This window comes from Paraburkholderia sp. RAU6.4a, from assembly GCF_050435625.1.
GTDB lineage: Bacteria > Pseudomonadota > Gammaproteobacteria > Burkholderiales > Burkholderiaceae > Paraburkholderia > Paraburkholderia tuberum.
The window spans coordinates 639995-655461 of record NZ_JBNDKQ010000003.1; the positions used below are offsets into that span (position 1 = coordinate 639995).

The window sequence follows — 15467 nt, forward strand, 5'->3', positions numbered from 1 at the left end:
TGGACCTGCGCACCTTCGGACGACGGCCGGCGGCTCATTGCTCGCGCGGTTCCGCGCGGATTCTGGCCACGTTCGCGGCGACGTCCTGCCATGCCGGCTTGCCGCCCGCGAACTGCGCGCGCAGGAACGACACGAGCTCGGCGACCTGGGCGTCGTTGAAACTGTCGCGGTAAGCCGGCATCGTACCGAGTTCGGGCCGCGCAGGCGAGCCGATGCCGTCGAGAATCACGCGAATCAGGTTGTCCGGCGTCGCGCCGTGCAGGTTCGTGTTCAGCGCCAGCGACGGATGTGCGCCGAACAACTGAGGTCCGCTGCCCGCGTGATGGCACGCGGCGCACGCGCCGTCGAAAAGCCGCGCACCCGCCGTGACCGGCGCGCCCGTCATCGCGCTGGCCTGTTCGTATTCGCGCGCGGTCGCGGCCGGATCGGCGTTCGGCTCCAGCGGATTGAGCGACGCGAGATAGACGGCCATCGCGCGGATATCGCTGTCGGGCAGCGCCGCCAGATCGCCGATCACCGGCGCCATCGGCCCGGCCGCGACGCCGTGCAACGGCGCGTGACCGTCGCGCAGATAGCGGAACAGTTCGTCCTCGCTCCACGGCACCGGCGCATTCGACAACGCCGACAGCGCGGGCGCTTCCCAGCCCTCGGCGCTGCCTCCGCCCATGAACGCCGCGCCGGTTTTCTCGGCGCCGAACGCGTTGCGCGGCGTGTGGCACGCGCTGCAATGGCCAAGGCCATTCACCAGATACGCGCCGCGATTCCATTGCGCGCTCTGCGCGGGGTTGGCGGCAAACGCGGTGCGGCCGAGAAACAGACCGTTCCATGCAGCCATCAGCGGACGCACGCTGAAAGGAAACGCGAGCTTCGTTTCGGGCGGCCGGCTGCGCACCGGCGTTTGCGACATCAGATACGCGTAGAGCGCGTGCAGATCGTCATCGGAGATGTTCTGGAACGACGTGTACGGAAACGCCGGATACAGCCGATGACCGTCGCGACTGATGCCGTGCCGCATCGCGCGCACGAACGCTTCGAGCGACCAGTGGCCGATCCCGGTCTGGCCGTCGGGCGTGAGGTTGGTGCTGTAGACGATGCCGAACGGGGTCGCGAGCGGCTTGCCGCCGGCGTTCGGCACGCCGTTGTGGGCGGTATGGCAAACCGCGCAATTACCGAGCGACGCGAGCAGCTTGCCGCGCGCGACCAGTTCCGGCGCAAACGCGCTTGCAAGCGGCGGCGTGATCGGCGCAAGCGGCGCGCTGGAAACCGAGGCGAACGACAGCGCGCCAAGCCAGCCGACCGCGCCCGCGGCCAACAAGCCGAAAAAGCCGCGCCGCCAGCGCTTTTTCCTGCGCGCCGCCGCCGCGTCTTGCGCCTGCGCGTCGGCGAGCGCGGCGCGGATCTTTTCCGGCGTGAACGGCGGGCGACGGAAACGCACCCCCGTCGCGTCGTACAGCGCATTGGCGATGGCGGCCGCGCCGGGCAGCGACGCCGACTCGCCGGCGCCCATCGGCGGCTCGCCGTGGCGCGGCATCATCACGACGTCGATCACCGGCACTTCGCGGAACGTCAGGATCGGATACGCGCCCCACTCCTGGCTCGTCACCGCGTTGTCGCCGAACCTGACCTGCTCCTTCAGCGCGCGGCTCGTCGTCTGGATCACGTTGCCGTGAATCTGGTGACGCACGCCATCCGGATTGACCATCGTGCCGGTGTCCTGGCCGACCACGACGCGCGTGACCGCCAGTTCGCCGCTGTTGCGATCGACTTCGACCTCGGCTACCCACGCGGACCATGCGGCGCCGAACCCCGGGAATTTGCTGTGCACGTAGCGCGCGTACGCGATGCCGCGGCCGCGCGCGATGTTGCCGTCTTCGTCGTCCTCGCCGCGCGTTCTGAACGCGGGTTCGCGCGGTTCCCACCCGGCTTTCGCCGCGACCGCCTTGACGAGGTCGATCGCGCGCGGATCGGTCAGATGCGTGAGGCGGAACTCGACCGGATCGACGCCGGCCTGCTCGGCCAGTTCGTCGATGAACGACTCGTGCGCGAACGTGTTCGGCAACGCCGACACGCCGCGCAGCCACGCGGCGCGCACGATCGGCGGCGTGTCGTCGCAGACGATGCGCATGCTGCGATAGTCGTACGGCGGCACGGCCGTACGGTCGCCCATCTCGAACACCTGCGGCTGCGCGGGAATCGTGCCGGTCAGCAGCAGCGCGAGCGTGGGGGCGTCGTTCGACGGATAGCGCGTCGCAAAGTCGTAGGCGGCCAGTTCGCCTTCGGCGGTGAGCGCGCCGCGTACGTCCATCAGTTGCGCGGCGCCCTTCGGTTCCCACGCGTGTTCGTCCTCGCGCGATAGCTGCACGCGCACCGGCGCGCCGACCGCGCGCGACAGCAGCGCGGCGTCGGCGGCGACGTCGTCCGCGCAATTGCGTCCGTAGCAGCCCGCCGCATCCATCCGCACGATGTCGATGCGCGCTTCGTCGAGCGTCAGCAATAACGCGAGGTCGGCGCGCAGCGAATGCGGGTTCTGCGTGCCGGACCAGATTTTCAGCTGCGTGTCGTCGCCGTCTCCGCTGCGATAGTCCGCGACCGCGCACGACGGCCCGATCGATGCGTGCATCTGGAACGGCCACACGTAAGTGCGTTCCAACGTGCGCGACGGGTCTTGCGCGAGCGCCGCATCCACGTCGCCTTCGATCACCAGATCGCGCCGCGTCGCCGGATTCGCGCGCAACGCCGCTTCGACCTGCTCGCTCGTGTCGAGCGGCGGCAGGCCATCGACCGTTTTCCAGCGCACGTCGAGCCGCTGCGCCGCCTGTTGCGCAATCTCCTCACGCTCGGCGACGATGCCGACGAAATCGCGAATCACGACCACCTTGACGATGCCAGGCAAATCGCGAATCGCCGCTTCGTTCACTTCCAGCAGGCTATGCCCGATGAACTCACCCTGCGCGACGCCCGCATAAGGCGGCCGCACCACGCGTCCATGCAGCATGCCGGGCACGCGCACGTCATGCACGAAGCTCAGCTCACCGGTCGCCTTCGCGGGAATGTCGACACGCGGCGCGCTTTTACCGACGACGCGGTACGCGTGCGGCGGTTTCAAAGGCGCATCGTTCGACAGCAGCAGTTCGACACGCTGGCCTTTGATCAGCTCGCCATAGTGAATGCCCTGCGCCGGGTCGCCATCGCGTGGAAACACGCGGCTGTCCTGCACGTCGAGATCGTTCGCGTCTACGTTCAGGCGCGCGGCCGCTTGCGCGACCAGATACTGACGCGCTTGCGCCGCCGCCTGCCGCAGCGGCACCGCCGAAATCTGGATCGTCGCGCTGGCGATCGTCGGCCCCTGGTTCGGCGCTTCGCCGGTATGGCCGAGCACGATCGACACACGCGTCAACGGCACATCGAGTTCTTCCGCGACGATCTGCGCAAGCGCGGTGCCAATGCCGGTGCCAAGATCCACGTGACCGTTGAACGCGACCACGCTGCCATCGTCTCGCACGACCAGAAACAGATCCGCCTCGGTCGGCACGAACGAAGAACGCGAACCCGGCTGGCCGCGCACGGCCTTGACCGGTGCATGCGGCGGCCGCGCGACGAGCAGCACGCTGTGCGCGTCGTACAACTGCTTGCGCGACGGCGTCGCGCCACGACGATCGACGCTGAAGTCCGGCCCGGTCATACGCGCGCTCCGTCGTCCACGTCCGTTTGCGCGTCGAGCAATTGCGCCGCGCGCTGCACCGCGCGCACGATCTCGACATGCGTGCCGCAGCGACACAGATTGCGCGACAGCTCGCGCTGGATCGTCGCGACGCTCGGATGCGGATCGCGATCGAGCAGCGCCTTCGCGGTCATGATCATGCCGTTCAGGCAGTAGCCGCATTGCGCGGCCTGTTCGTCGATGAACGCCTGCTGCACCGGATGCAACGCGGTGCGCGTGCCGAGCCCTTCGAGCGTCGTGATCTCGCGGCCCAGCGCGACTTCGGCGGTCGTCACGCAGGCGCGCGTCGGCATGCCGTCGAGCAGCACGGTGCAGGCGCCGCATTCGCCGAGACCGCAACCGAATTTCGGCCCGTTCAGCGCGAGATCATTGCGCAACAAGTAGAGCAGCGGTGTCTGCGCCGCCGCGCTGACCACATGCGTCGCGCCGTTCACCTTCAGCACGAGCTGAGCGGCGCGGTTCATCATGATGCGAGCACCCTGTCGCGCCGCGCGTTCACAGCACCACCGGCACTTCGGTCGCGGGCGGCGTATTGCGGCTGCGCCGGCAGCGGATCAGACCATCGATCATCACCATCCCCACACCCGGAATATCCCCGAGTTGCACGCTTTCGAGCAGCGTGTCGGCGGCCGTATGCTGCGCGCGGTCCATGAACACGAGATCGGCGGGACGGCCCACCTCGATCAGCCCCTGGCGCAGGTGGCGCTGCCGCGCGGTATTGCCGGTCGCAAAGCAGAACGCGATTTCGGCGGGGACGTCGGCGAGGCTCGAGATCAGCGCGATCATGCGCAGAATGCCGAGCGGTTGCACGCCGGAGCCGGCCGGGCTATCGGTGCCGAGAATGATCCGGTGCGGGCACTTCAATTCGATCGCATGGCGCGCGGTCAGCAACGCGATCCGCTCGTTGCCGTTGTGGACGATTTCGAGCGCGCGGCTCGACTGCTCGCACAAATCGCACACGTGCCGGTACGACAGCGACGTATGGCCGCCATTGACGTGGCCGATCACATCGGCATCGGCGGCGAGCACCACGTCCCGATCGATCAGGCCGGAGCCCGGAATCGACGGACCGCCCGTGTGAATCGTGCTCTGGATACCGTACTTGCGCGCCCACGCGACCATCTGTTGCGCTTCCTCGCCGCCCTTCACGCTGCCGAGGCCGACTTCGCCGAGCAGCTTCACACCGGCTTCGGACAGCTCCTTGAAGTCCTGCTCGACCATGCCCTTCTCGATCACCGGCGCGCCTGCCAGCACCTTGACGCCGCCACCGACGCCCGCCGCGCGCATGCCGTCGAACGAGCGCTGCGCGGTGATCGCGAGCGCCTTCACGCCGAGCACGTCTTTCGGACGGCCAGGCAAATGCACTTCGCCGGCCGAGATCATCGTCGTCACGCCGCCGTTCAGATTCGACTCGATCCAGCCGAGCTGATTCTGGCGCGGCGTCCAGTCGCCGAACACCGGATGCACGTGCGAGTCGATCAGGCCCGGTGCGACCGTCGTGCCCTTGCAGTCGACCGTCGTGCGCGCGCCTTCGAGATCGCAGTCTTTCTCGCGGCCGAGCGCGACGATCACGCCGTCGTCGATCACCAGCGTGTCCGCGTCGAGAATCGGCTGATCGATATCGCCCGACAGCAGCAGCCCGATGTTCGTTACCGCGACCTTGCCCGACAAGCCTGTCAACGTCTCTGCCGCCATCTGCCTCTCCTTTCGCCGACACTACCCGATGAATTCACACGCTCAGATAAGCGCGCCTCACTGCTTCGTTCCGTGCGAGTTCGCCGATCGTCCCGCTGAAACGGATCTGCCCTTTCTCGAGCACATACGCGCGGTCGCTGACCAGCTCGGCGAAGTGCAGATTCTGTTCGGATAACAGAATGGATAGCCCTTCGCGTTTCAGTTCGAGAATCATGTTCGCCATCTGCTCGACGATCACCGGCGCGACGCCTTCGGACGGTTCGTCGAGCAGCACCAGATACGGATTGCCCATTAGCGTGCGCGACACGGTCAGCATCTGCTGCTCGCCGCCGCTCATCTGGCCGCCGGGGCGCTTCGGCATTTCGCCGAGATTCGGAAACAGGCGGAACAGCTTGTCGGGCGTCCATTGCGGCGCGCCTTCGCGCGGCGGCTGGCGGCCCGTGTCGAGGTTTTCCATCACCGTCAGGTCCGCGAACACGCGGCGGTCCTCGGGCACGAAACCGACGCCCATGCGCGCGATCTTGAACGGCGCGAGCGCGCTGATGTTCTGGCCGCGAAACGTCACTTCGCCGTGGCGGCGCGGCAGCAGTCCCATCACCGCTTTCATCGTCGTCGATTTGCCGGCGCCGTTGCGGCCCATCAGCGCGACCACCTCGCCGCGGCCGACTTCGAGGCCGACGTCGAACAGGATGTGGGCGCGACCGTAGAACGCATTGAGGCCGGAGACTTTCAGCATCGGTTCGCTCATTGCAATGCTCCACGATCCCGCACGCTGCCTGACGCGTCTTGCAGTGGCGCGTGCGGCCGGAACGTCTTGCCGGTGCCGAAATAGACCTCCTGCACGCGTGCGTCGTTGCGGATCGTGTCGGCGTCGCCTTCGGCGATCAGCTTGCCGCGCGCGAGCACGATCATCCGGTCGGCGTACGCGAATACGACGTCCATGCTGTGTTCGGTGAACAGCACGCCGATCTCGTGTTCGGTCACCAGCCGCTTGGTCAACGCCATCAATTCGTTGCGCTCCTTCGGCGCCATGCCGGCGGTCGGTTCGTCCATCAACAGCAGCTTTGGCCGGTTCGCGAGCGCGATCGCAAGCTCGACGCGCTTCACGTCGCCATACGCGAGCACGCCGCACGCGCGCTTCGCGTGCGCGCCCATGCCGACCTGTTCGAGCAGCGCGAACGCTTCGTCGGCATGGTGCGAGCCCGCTGGCTTCCAGAGGCCGAAGGTCTTTTTCTCGCGCGACACCAGCGCCATTTGCACGTTTTCGAGCACCGTCATCGAGTTGAACGTCGCGGCGATCTGGAACGTGCGGCCGACGCCGCGCCGCCAGATATCGCGCGGCCGCATGCCGACGAGTTCATGACCGTCGAGCAGAATCGAACCCGACGACGGCTGCAACTGGCCGTTGACCATGTTGAAACAAGTCGATTTGCCCGCGCCGTTGGGGCCCAGCAGCGCCAGCAGTTGACCCGCTTCGAGATCGAATGAAACGTTATCGACCGCCTTCAGTCCTCCGAACGATCTCGACAGACCGCCTACGCGCAGCAGACTCATAGCCCCTCCTTGACCGCGGCGGCCCGTTGCGACGGCGACGCGGCGCCGCCGTTGGTCTTGTCGGCCTGATCGGCGTTCGCGTCGCCGAAACGCTCGCGAATGAAGCCGACGATACCCTGTGGAAACGCGATCACCAGCAGCAGGATCGCGAGGCCGAGCAGCGCCTGCCAGTAGTCGGTCTGGCGCGCGACCGTGTCCTGCAGCCACGTGAACACGGCCGCGCCGACGATCGGCCCGCTCAACGTCTGCAAGCCGCCGAGCAGCACCATCACGAGGCCATCGACCGAGCGGCTCACGCTGATCACTTCGGGCGAGATGTTGCCCTTCGAAAACGCGTACAGCGATCCGGCGAGTCCGCAGAACAACGCCGCGATCACGAACGACGCCCACTGAACCCGCTTCACGTCGATGCCGATCGCCTCGGCGCGTAGCGCGGAATCGCGCGACGCGCGCATCGCATAGCCGAGCGGCGAGAACAGCATGCGGCGCAGCAGCCACACGCCGAGCACCGCGCACGCTAACGTCAAGTAGTAGAACGCGACCGGCGACGACAGCCAGTTCGACGGCCACAGGCCTAGCACGCCGTTGCTGCCGCCGGTCACGTCGTCCCACTGGAACACGACCGACCAGACGATCTGCGCGAATGCGAGCGTCAGCATCGCCAGATAGACACCAGACAGGCGCACGCAGAACCAGCCGAACACGAGCGCGCCCACCACCGCGAGCAGCGGCCCGAGCAGCAACGCGGCTTCCATCGGCAGATTCAGCACCTTCAGAAACAGTGCCGCGCCGTAAGCGCCAAGTCCGAAGTACGCGGCATGGCCAAACGAATGCAGGCCGCCCGGACCCATGATGAAATGCAGGCTCGCCGCGAACAGCACCGCAATCAGGATTTCAACCAGCAGCACCGGCATATACGGAAACGCGTTGGCCGCGAGCGGCGCCAGAACCAGCACCAGCAACACGAAGGCGGCCAGCCCCTTCAGACGCCTGCCCGCCGGACGCAATGGCGTTTCCGGCGTACCCATCGCGCGCACCGCGGCGCTCGCGCGGCCGAGCAGACCCCAAGGCCGCACCACCAGCACGACCGCCATCACGACGAATTCGGCCACCAGCGTGAAGCGGCTCAGCGATAAACCGATGCCGAAGATCGTCACGTGCCCGATACCGATGCACAGCGCCTTGATCTCGGCGATCAGCAACGCCGCGACGAACGCGCCCGGAATCGAACCCATGCCACCGACCACGACGACCACGAACGCATTGCCGATCGTCTCGAGGTCGAGCGACAGGTTCGCCGACATGCGCGGCCCTTGCAGCGCGCCGCCGAGTCCCGCGAGAAACGCGCCGACGAAGAACACGCCGGTAAACAGCCACGCCTGATTGATGCCGAGCGCGCCGAGCATCTCGCGATCCTGCGTCGCGGCGCGCACGAGCGTGCCCCAACGCGTGCGCGTCAACGCGTACCACAGCAGCAGCAAGACGACCGGACCGATCACGATCAGCGCGATGTCGTACGTGGGCAGCGGATGGCCGAGAAAGTCGACCGCGCCCGCGAGATGCGGCGCGCGCGGGCCGAACAGATCCTCCGGGCCCCAAAGCCATAGCGCGGCGTCGCGAAAGATCAGCACGAGCGCAAACGTGGCGAGCAGATGGAATAACTCCGGCGCCTGATAGATCCGCCGCAACACGACGATTTCGACGAGCGCGCCCAACACCGCGACCGCGAGCGCGGCGGCGAGCACCGACAGCCAGAAGCCGCCCGCCGTGTGGCCAAAGCGGCTCGCGATGCTATACGCGACGTAAATGCCGAACATATAGAACGAGCCGTGCGCAAAGTTGACGATGCGCGTCACGCCGAAGATCAACGACAAACCGGCGGCGACCAGAAACAGCGTCGACGCGTCGGCGAGTCCATTGACCAGTTGTACCAGCAGATTCGAAAGCATCGCGACCCTCGGCAGCTCGCCGAACGGCGCGCGCGCAACATGCGCAGCGGCCCGATCGGCGGACGTTGCAGCGCGGGCGGCCCCATGCGCGCCCGCGTCAACGGCAGGACACTACCAGCGAAACAACCCGCAAAACAAGCGACGGCAAACAGGCGGCTGAAAAAAACGATCGCTCAGCGCAGGCCGTCCTCGCCTTTGATCTCGTTCGCCTGCAAGCCGCCGATGCGCGGCAGCGGCCGGCCCGACGCGGTCACCGCGACCGCCACGACGATTTCGTTCGCGCGCGGCGCATCGGCCACGCGCGCCTCGATCGCGTCGAAATGGCTGCGCACGTAGGCGGCGTCCTTGTGGCCGAGCGGCACGTCGATCGCGGTGCCGAGCGTGCCGATCTTCTTCGCCGACGGCACCAGCGCCGCGCCCTTCTCGACCGCCGCGCGCAGCGGCGCGCCGAGCTTCGGATGCAGGATCGCGGCCGCATGTTCGAGCTCGCCCGCCTCGCCGACGATCGCCGCCTTGCCGTAGCTTTGCGCCTCCCCGGGCGCGATGCCCAACGCCTCGACGCAGCGCTTGCCGAGCAGCGCGCCGAGTTCCTCGCCAGCTTCGATCAGCGCGTCGAGCTTCGCCTCATAGCGGCCCGCATACGGATTATCGATCACCGCGATCGCGACCGCGCGGCGCGCGGGCGGCTCGACGGTCTGGCCCATTTCGATGCGTGTTTCGTCGACCTGCACGACCAGCTTGCGAAGCCTGATTGCCATTTGCGCTCTCCGAGTTTGGTTGCCTTGCTGTCTGGTTGCCGCGCGCCGCTTCAGCGCAAGCCATCCTTGCCGACGATCGCCTCTTTCGCGAGGCCGCCCACCCGCGCATGCACGCGCTGCCCCGTGCTCATCACGAGGATGTAGACGATCTCGTCGGCGGCGGGCGCGCCGGGCACGCGTACTTCGATCGCATCGAAGTGGCTGCGCACGTAGCTCGCGTTCACATGCGTGAGCGGCACGTCGAGCGCGGTGGACGGCGCGCCGACCTTCTTCGTCGACGGCACGATCGCGTGGGTCGGCACGCCGTGCTTTTCGAGCAGCTCGCGCATCGCGTAGCCGCCGGGCACATGCCATAGCGCGCCGTGCTCGAGTTCCCCGCGCGCGCCGACGATCGCGCCCTTCCCATAGCTTTCGATCGACGCATGCGGCACCGCCATCGCCGTCAGCAGCCGTTGCGCCATCTCGAAGCCGATCGGCTTCAGCGCTTCCATCGCGTGTTCTATTTTCGGCTCGTAGCGGCCCGCGAACGGATTCGTCATCACCGCGGCGATCGCGCCTCGTCTGAGCGGCTGCGCGGGCGCGGGGCCGAACTCGTGGAAGATGTCTTCGACGTGCGTCAGCACGCGGCGTATTTCGAACACGGAGCCTCCGTTGTCAGTGAAGCGCGCGTGGCGGACAACGCGCGTGAATCGTCGATGCCGGTGACCCGCGCCCGTCCTTGCAGGAACAGCGCGGCGCCTTCGATCAAACCCTGGCCGCGCAACCGCTTCGCGACATCGACGCCGCGCGCGAGCGCGAAATCGATCAGCGGCTGCGGCAGACGCGGCACGTCGACGGTCACCAGCAGATCGCCGAGATCGCTATCGTCCTTCAGCGACGACGCGGGACGCCGCACGATTCCCGCATGGTCGAGATCGACCGCGTTCGCGATCATCGTCGCGGCGGCGTCGGCGCTCGCGGCATCGCGCGCGAGCACGGTCACGCTGTCGGCGATGCCGAGACTGAAGCTGCGGCCGCGCCAGCCGCTCGTCGCGACGCCGCGAATCGGCTGCCGAGCGTCGAGCGTCAGATGCGCGTCGAGCGCAGGGTCGAGCGCGAAACGCGTGCCCGAAATTTGCGCGAGGTCCGCCAACACGCCCACCCGATACTGCTGCCCCGCCGCGAGGTGCAGCGCGATGTCGCCGCCGTTGTTGATGAAGGCGCGCGCGATGCCGTCGCGCGCGAACGTGGCGATCAGTTCGTCGGCGACGCTGCCCGCGACTGCGGCCATCGGCGTGATGAAGCTCGAACGATGCGGATGACACGCATGCCACATACGCGTCGCGACCGGCCCTCGAAGCGGGCAATCATGTCGTGCCGCCACAGCCTGCACTGGTTGCCGAAGCACGTTCAATTCGCGGACCAGCTCTTCCAGCACAGGACTGAAGCGCTCCCAGCATGCGTCATATGCAGCACGCACCGCGTCGGGCTCGCCGTCGGCGCCGAGGATCAGGTCGATCGGCCCGTGCTGCCAATGCCAGCGGTGTTCGTCGAGGCGGGTTCGGGTGGGGGTCATCGTGTGATTTTTTGGTCAGGGTGCTTAACCGGGCATTGCAGGCGGCCACGGATTGTCCGGATCGCGAGCCAGCGTCCGCCGCGCGAGCGGCGCGCCTTCCGTATGCGTCGGCCCGCTCGCGAGCACGCTCTGCAACGAGCGCACCGCCTCGACGTGGCCGCCGAGATCGCGGTACGTGTCGTACGTCATCGTGAATTCGATCGGCGCGACGAGCGCCGGTGTCGGCACCGTGCCGAACGAGCGGTCCGGCATGCGCGTCACGTCGACCATCACGGTGATGCCGCCGCCCGGCCACACATAAGCCGGCGCGCCGCCGCACGTGACGTTGACGTGCTTGCGCTTGATCGCGCGCGTGAGCAGCACCGGATTCTCGGTCGCGCCGGCGCGCAGACTGCCGCCCGCGCCGCCGAGAAACAGCACCGTCGCGAGCGACGGCTCGCAGTTCTCGCCGATCCGCTCGACCGTGCGGCGCACCGCGTCGGGCATCGGCGCGATGCGCGGCACGAGCTGTGCGTCGAGTTCGTACCATTGCGCGTGTTCGCCGGTCGTCGAGACCATCAGCACGCGCATGCCCGGCTTCGCGACCGACGGATCGAATCCTTCGACGATCGCGAGCGGGTCCTGAATGTCGGTGCCCCCCCAACCGGTGCCGGGATTGGCAACCTGGAAATAGCGGCCCGGCGTCGATTTGCGGCCGCGTATCTTGAGTCCCGAGCGCGTCATGCCGAGGCAGCGGCCCGCCTGGTGCTCGGTCAGCACGCCCGTAATGTGATCGTCGACGACCACCACCTCATCAACGTGGCCGAACCATTGCTTCGCGAAGATACCGATCGTCGCGGAGCCGCAGCCGACGCGCATGCGCTGCTCCTCGACACCGTCGACGATCGGCGCGACGCCGGCGCGAATCACGAGACTGGCGCCGCCGTCGATACCAAGCTCGACCGCCTCCTTGTTGCCGAGCGCGAGCATCATGTCGCAGGTCACGCGGCCTTCTTTCTTGCTGCCGCCGGTCAGATGATGGACGCCGCCGAGGCTCAGCATCTGCGAGCCGTATTCGGCCGTGCTCACGTGACCGACGATCTCGCCGTCACAACGCACGTTCGCCTGTTCCGGGCCGAGAAAGCGGTCGGTGTCGATCTTCACCTTGAAGCTGCAATAGCTGAAGATGCCTTCGGTGACGACGGTGACCATGTCGATGTCGTCGAGCTTCGACGCGACGATGAACGGCGCGGGCTTGTAGTCGGGATAGGTCGAGGAGGCACCGACGCCGGTGACGAACAGCGCGGGTTCGGTGGTGCCTGGGTCCGCGGCGGGGGCTGTGCCGAATTCGATCGCCGCATTTGCCGGATCGGCGTCGGCATCGTTCGCACGCGACAGAAACACCACCGGATCGACGCGTATCAACCGCCCATCCGCATTCGCATAACGATCGCACGCGCCGGTGCGCCCTTCCGAGATCTGGCACAGCACCGGACACGCATTGCATTCGATCTTGTTCGCGGCCATGCGCTCGCTGCGCGGCGCCGACTTTGCGAGCACGGTTGGGCCCGGCGTCGACGCGGTATCGCGATCGACACTCTCTGCACCGAAATCGACCTTCGTATGTTCCGTCATCGTGGGGTTCCCTACGACATCACAGGCGCGACATGGCTGGCGGTGCTGCGTGGTGCGCGAATCGTCCCGGTTTCAGGGCATTTCCGCGTGGGCCGCCCATTTTCATGTTGCGGTCACTCACCGTTCATGTAGTATCTTCTACACCAAACTCGATTGAAATCTACTCGATCAAAATCGACTGTGCAACGTGTTTTCCGTCACGCGGGATCATGGTGCAATGCGGCATCGGCGTGCTGAGTCTGCGCGCCCGCCGTTCAAACCGACGCTGACAAAGAGATCCGAGACCGTCATGAGCCCCACCGCCGCCCGCAAGCCGGGCGCCATCGGTATCCGCGCGAAACAGGCGCAGGACACGCGCGCCAAGATCCTGAAGGCGGCCATCAGGGTGTTCGCGAAGCAGGGTTATGCGAGCGGCCGCATCGAAAGTATTTCGAAGGCCGCGCGTTCGCACGACCGGATGATCTATTACTACTTCGGCAGCAAGGAGCAGCTGTTCATCGAAGTGCTGGAGACGATCTACACGCAGTTCAACGAAGCGGAAAGCAAACTCGATCTCGATCTGCGCGATCCGGTGCATGGCCTCGAACAGATGGTCGAGTTCGTCTGGCAGTACTACCTCGATCACCCGGAGTTCGTGACGCTGCTGTCGAGCGAAAATCTGCACCAGGGCAAGCATGCGAAAAAATCGCAGAAGCTCAAGGAGATTTCGGGCTACGCGATTTCGGTCGTGCAGAGGCTATTGGAGGCGGGCCGCGCGCAGGACGTGTTTCGCGCCGATATCGCGGCACGCGACGTGTATCTGATGATCGCGTCGCTCGGCTATTTCTATAACGCCAATCAGTACACGCTCGGCGCGTTTCTCGGCGAACCGCTGATGGACAAGGCGGCGCTCGCGCATTGGCGCGAGGTGATCAAGGAGACGGTGTTGCGCGCGGTGTGCGTGCAGGTGCCGGTGAGCGTCGTAGCGACGACTACCGCATAAAAAAATATCGGCGCCCGCCGAATTCGCGAATGAATGCCGTGCGGATTCCTTCGATACCAATCCTGAACGGCGCGCATTCCTTCACAACGGTAACAGGCGTCTTCGTTTTGCGGCTTTCGTTTGCTGCGGCTTTCGTGGCTTGAGGCTTCGCTGCGCCGACCTTCGTAACGTCCGGCTTTTGCACATCTGCGTTTTGAACATTCGTTGCGGCTGCATCTTCGCGTTCTTTTTTGTCGCTTTGATTCGCATTCTTTACATTGTGTTGCGCCGGCAATCGTTGTGGCGTGGTTCTGTTTTCCCCACGAATCGGCCCCATACTCATATTCGCCGTGATCTTTCGCGATCAATTGCACTTGCCTCTGTCGGCTCGATACGCGGATGCAGATCAAACTGACGTATATCTTAAAAATTGTGTTCAGCCAGATGATCTGGTGTAATCGTTGGTTCGCACAACCAATTAGGAAAAGACGATGGTGTGGATTTACAAGCATGAGAGCCACTTGTTGTATCACAACGACAAATTAATCACAGATAAGGGATATTCCGGCAAGGGAGAGCACAAGAATAAACACAGTAGCCAGTATGTCCGCGACTGGGGACCAATCCCCGTTGGCCTGTATGAAATTACGGCACCGTTTCCGCACCCTAAAACTGGACCGTTCTCGATGCGGCTTAACCCGGTATGCGGAACGTGCTTAGGCGAACGTTCCGCCTTCATGATCCACGGCGACAGCCAGACCGATCCCGGCAACGCGTCAAATGGATGTATCGTTCTGCACTTGCCATACCGCAAGCAAATCTGGAACAGTGGCGACAGAATGCTTAGGGTGAAACATCCATGAAACGCACCTTTGCAGTCCTGCTGCTATCCCTTCCCGCGCTATGCCTGGCGCAAGGCAGACCGAACCCGCCATGCGACGGGTGGCCGACCAACATCGCCGAAAACAGCCTAAAAAAGGCTGGCATGCTTGGCAATATCGACTATACGAAAACCCAAGCCGTGCAACTGGCGTCCGAGAAAATAGGAAAAGATGAGGATGGCGAACAGTTGTGGCGTGAGGTCTATCACATCACCTTTCACGAAAAAAACGGAAACAAGGTCAAGGTGATTGCTGTGAACGACGCTGGCGAATTTGAATGCTCAATGAGTGCCGTAGAGGTTTTTGTCGTTTCGAAGCATTTGCTGTCAAGAGTCGAGGCTGACAGAATGTTCAAGCAGATAGAGTGAGGTCCTTTGAATCCATGAAACACGCTTTTGCAGTCCTGCTGCTATCCCTTCCCGCGCTATGCCTGGCGGAACCCGGACCATACCCGCCATGCGGCGACCGGTTTCCGGCCTATGTGGCCCAGATGGCGCTAAGAAAAACTGACATCCTCTCCCTGGATTTCGATGCTACGAAAACAAGGGCCGTGCGACTGGCGTCCGAGAAGATCGGTAAATATGAGGATGGCGAACCAATGTGGCGCGGGGTCTATCAGATTACCTTTGAGGAGCGAAGCGGAAATAAGATCAAGCTGATTGCTGTGTACGAGATAGGCGAACTGGAGTGTACGATTAGTGACGAACAGTTTCTTATCGTTTCGAAACAGTTGCAGCGTGGCGGCGGGGACACTCGGTACAGGCATATCGAGTGAACCG

The 15467-nt window shown here is 65.1% G+C and carries 15 protein-coding genes; 4 read left to right on the forward strand and 11 right to left on the reverse strand.

The features are described 5' to 3' along the window. Positions 1-34: 34 nt before the first annotated feature. The 10 genes from OKW40_RS27465 to OKW40_RS27510 form a co-directional block, all read right to left on the reverse strand. A complete protein-coding gene (locus tag OKW40_RS27465; protein WP_429492648.1) occupies positions 35-3682 on the reverse strand; it encodes a molybdopterin cofactor-binding domain-containing protein in 3648 nt (1215 codons plus the stop codon). Then, positions 3679-4185, reverse strand: coding sequence for a (2Fe-2S)-binding protein (locus tag OKW40_RS27470; protein ID WP_090807233.1), 507 nt, complete (start codon positions 4183-4185; stop codon positions 3679-3681). Before OKW40_RS27470 ends, OKW40_RS27465 begins: the two co-directional genes overlap by 4 nt. Positions 4186-4216: 31 nt before the next feature. Next, positions 4217-5416 carry an amidohydrolase family protein gene (locus tag OKW40_RS27475; protein WP_090807235.1) on the reverse strand — a complete coding sequence of 400 codons (1200 nt, stop codon included), beginning with the start codon at positions 5414-5416 and terminating at the stop codon, positions 4217-4219. 34 nt (positions 5417-5450) lie between these two features. Further along, a complete protein-coding gene (locus OKW40_RS27480; RefSeq protein WP_429402728.1) occupies positions 5451-6164 on the reverse strand; it encodes an ABC transporter ATP-binding protein in 714 nt (237 codons plus the stop codon). Then, positions 6161-6970 carry an ABC transporter ATP-binding protein gene (locus OKW40_RS27485; RefSeq protein WP_429492650.1) on the reverse strand — a complete coding sequence of 270 codons (810 nt, stop codon included), beginning with the start codon at positions 6968-6970 and terminating at the stop codon, positions 6161-6163. Before OKW40_RS27485 ends, OKW40_RS27480 begins: the two co-directional genes overlap by 4 nt. Further along, the gene (locus OKW40_RS27490; protein WP_429492651.1) at positions 6967-8919 is read right to left on the reverse strand and encodes an ABC transporter permease; all 1953 of its coding nucleotides are present in this window, start codon (positions 8917-8919) and stop codon (positions 6967-6969) included. The genes OKW40_RS27485 and OKW40_RS27490 overlap by 4 nt, the downstream gene beginning before the upstream one ends. 173 nt (positions 8920-9092) lie before the next feature. After that, entirely contained in the window at positions 9093-9677 is a 585-nt protein-coding gene (locus OKW40_RS27495; protein ID WP_184024981.1) for an amino acid synthesis family protein, read from the reverse strand. Positions 9678-9727: 50 nt separating this feature from the next. After that, a complete protein-coding gene (locus tag OKW40_RS27500) occupies positions 9728-10318 on the reverse strand; it encodes an amino acid synthesis family protein (protein ID WP_429492653.1) in 591 nt (196 codons plus the stop codon). Next, entirely contained in the window at positions 10294-11232 is a 939-nt protein-coding gene (locus tag OKW40_RS27505; protein WP_429492655.1) for a UPF0280 family protein, read from the reverse strand. Before OKW40_RS27505 ends, OKW40_RS27500 begins: the two co-directional genes overlap by 25 nt. A 24-nt stretch (positions 11233-11256) precedes the next feature. Continuing rightward, positions 11257-12846 carry a 6-hydroxynicotinate reductase gene (locus OKW40_RS27510; RefSeq protein ID WP_429492657.1) on the reverse strand — a complete coding sequence of 530 codons (1590 nt, stop codon included), beginning with the start codon at positions 12844-12846 and terminating at the stop codon, positions 11257-11259. A gap of 289 nt (positions 12847-13135) precedes the next feature. Here OKW40_RS27510 and OKW40_RS27515 point away from each other — a divergent pair, with 289 nt between their 5' ends. Continuing rightward, positions 13136-13828 (forward strand): TetR family transcriptional regulator, encoded by a 693-nt coding sequence (locus OKW40_RS27515; protein WP_184063388.1) that lies wholly within the window; start codon positions 13136-13138, stop codon positions 13826-13828. Here the strand turns inward: OKW40_RS27515 and OKW40_RS27520 are convergent. After that, complete coding sequence (locus OKW40_RS27520) at positions 13818-14144, reverse strand: hypothetical protein (protein WP_429492659.1); 327 nt, start codon at positions 14142-14144, stop codon at positions 13818-13820. The genes OKW40_RS27515 and OKW40_RS27520 overlap by 11 nt on opposite strands. A gap of 154 nt (positions 14145-14298) precedes the next feature. Between OKW40_RS27520 and OKW40_RS27525 the strand changes: the two genes are divergently transcribed. Genes OKW40_RS27525 through OKW40_RS27535 form a run of 3 tightly spaced genes read left to right on the forward strand, consistent with a single transcriptional unit; the run spans position 14299 to position 15463 of the window. Continuing rightward, positions 14299-14670 (forward strand): tlde1 domain-containing protein, encoded by a 372-nt coding sequence (locus OKW40_RS27525; protein ID WP_184063214.1) that lies wholly within the window; start codon positions 14299-14301, stop codon positions 14668-14670. Next, positions 14667-15056, forward strand: a complete 390-nt coding sequence (locus OKW40_RS27530; RefSeq protein WP_184063216.1) for a hypothetical protein — start codon at positions 14667-14669, stop codon at positions 15054-15056. Before OKW40_RS27525 ends, OKW40_RS27530 begins: the two co-directional genes overlap by 4 nt. Positions 15057-15070: 14 nt before the next feature. Then, positions 15071-15463 carry a hypothetical protein gene (locus OKW40_RS27535; protein WP_429492661.1) on the forward strand — a complete coding sequence of 131 codons (393 nt, stop codon included), beginning with the start codon at positions 15071-15073 and terminating at the stop codon, positions 15461-15463. Positions 15464-15467 lie beyond the last annotated feature (4 nt).

What these genes read in the sequence shown, in the direction of transcription:
- OKW40_RS27465 (WP_429492648.1), bottom strand. Translation starts at nt 3,682, where the DNA reads ATGACCGGGCCGGACTTCAGCGTCGATCGTCGTGGCGCGACGCCGTCG.
- OKW40_RS27470 (WP_090807233.1), bottom strand. Translation starts at nt 4,185, where the DNA reads ATGAACCGCGCCGCTCAGCTCGTGCTGAAGGTGAACGGCGCGACGCAT.
- OKW40_RS27475 (WP_090807235.1), bottom strand. Translation starts at nt 5,416, where the DNA reads ATGGCGGCAGAGACGTTGACAGGCTTGTCGGGCAAGGTCGCGGTAACG.
- OKW40_RS27480 (WP_429402728.1), bottom strand. Translation starts at nt 6,164, where the DNA reads ATGAGCGAACCGATGCTGAAAGTCTCCGGCCTCAATGCGTTCTACGGT.
- OKW40_RS27485 (WP_429492650.1), bottom strand. Translation starts at nt 6,970, where the DNA reads ATGAGTCTGCTGCGCGTAGGCGGTCTGTCGAGATCGTTCGGAGGACTG.
- OKW40_RS27490 (WP_429492651.1), bottom strand. Translation starts at nt 8,919, where the DNA reads ATGCTTTCGAATCTGCTGGTACAACTGGTCAATGGACTCGCCGACGCG.
- OKW40_RS27495 (WP_184024981.1), bottom strand. Translation starts at nt 9,677, where the DNA reads ATGGCAATCAGGCTTCGCAAGCTGGTCGTGCAGGTCGACGAAACACGC.
- OKW40_RS27505 (WP_429492655.1), bottom strand. Translation starts at nt 11,232, where the DNA reads ATGACCCCCACCCGAACCCGCCTCGACGAACACCGCTGGCATTGGCAG.
- OKW40_RS27510 (WP_429492657.1), bottom strand. Translation starts at nt 12,846, where the DNA reads ATGACGGAACATACGAAGGTCGATTTCGGTGCAGAGAGTGTCGATCGC.
- OKW40_RS27515 (WP_184063388.1), top strand. Translation starts at nt 13,136, where the DNA reads ATGAGCCCCACCGCCGCCCGCAAGCCGGGCGCCATCGGTATCCGCGCG.
- OKW40_RS27520 (WP_429492659.1), bottom strand. Translation starts at nt 14,144, where the DNA reads ATGGGGCCGATTCGTGGGGAAAACAGAACCACGCCACAACGATTGCCG.
- OKW40_RS27525 (WP_184063214.1), top strand. Translation starts at nt 14,299, where the DNA reads ATGGTGTGGATTTACAAGCATGAGAGCCACTTGTTGTATCACAACGAC.
- OKW40_RS27530 (WP_184063216.1), top strand. Translation starts at nt 14,667, where the DNA reads ATGAAACGCACCTTTGCAGTCCTGCTGCTATCCCTTCCCGCGCTATGC.
- OKW40_RS27535 (WP_429492661.1), top strand. Translation starts at nt 15,071, where the DNA reads ATGAAACACGCTTTTGCAGTCCTGCTGCTATCCCTTCCCGCGCTATGC.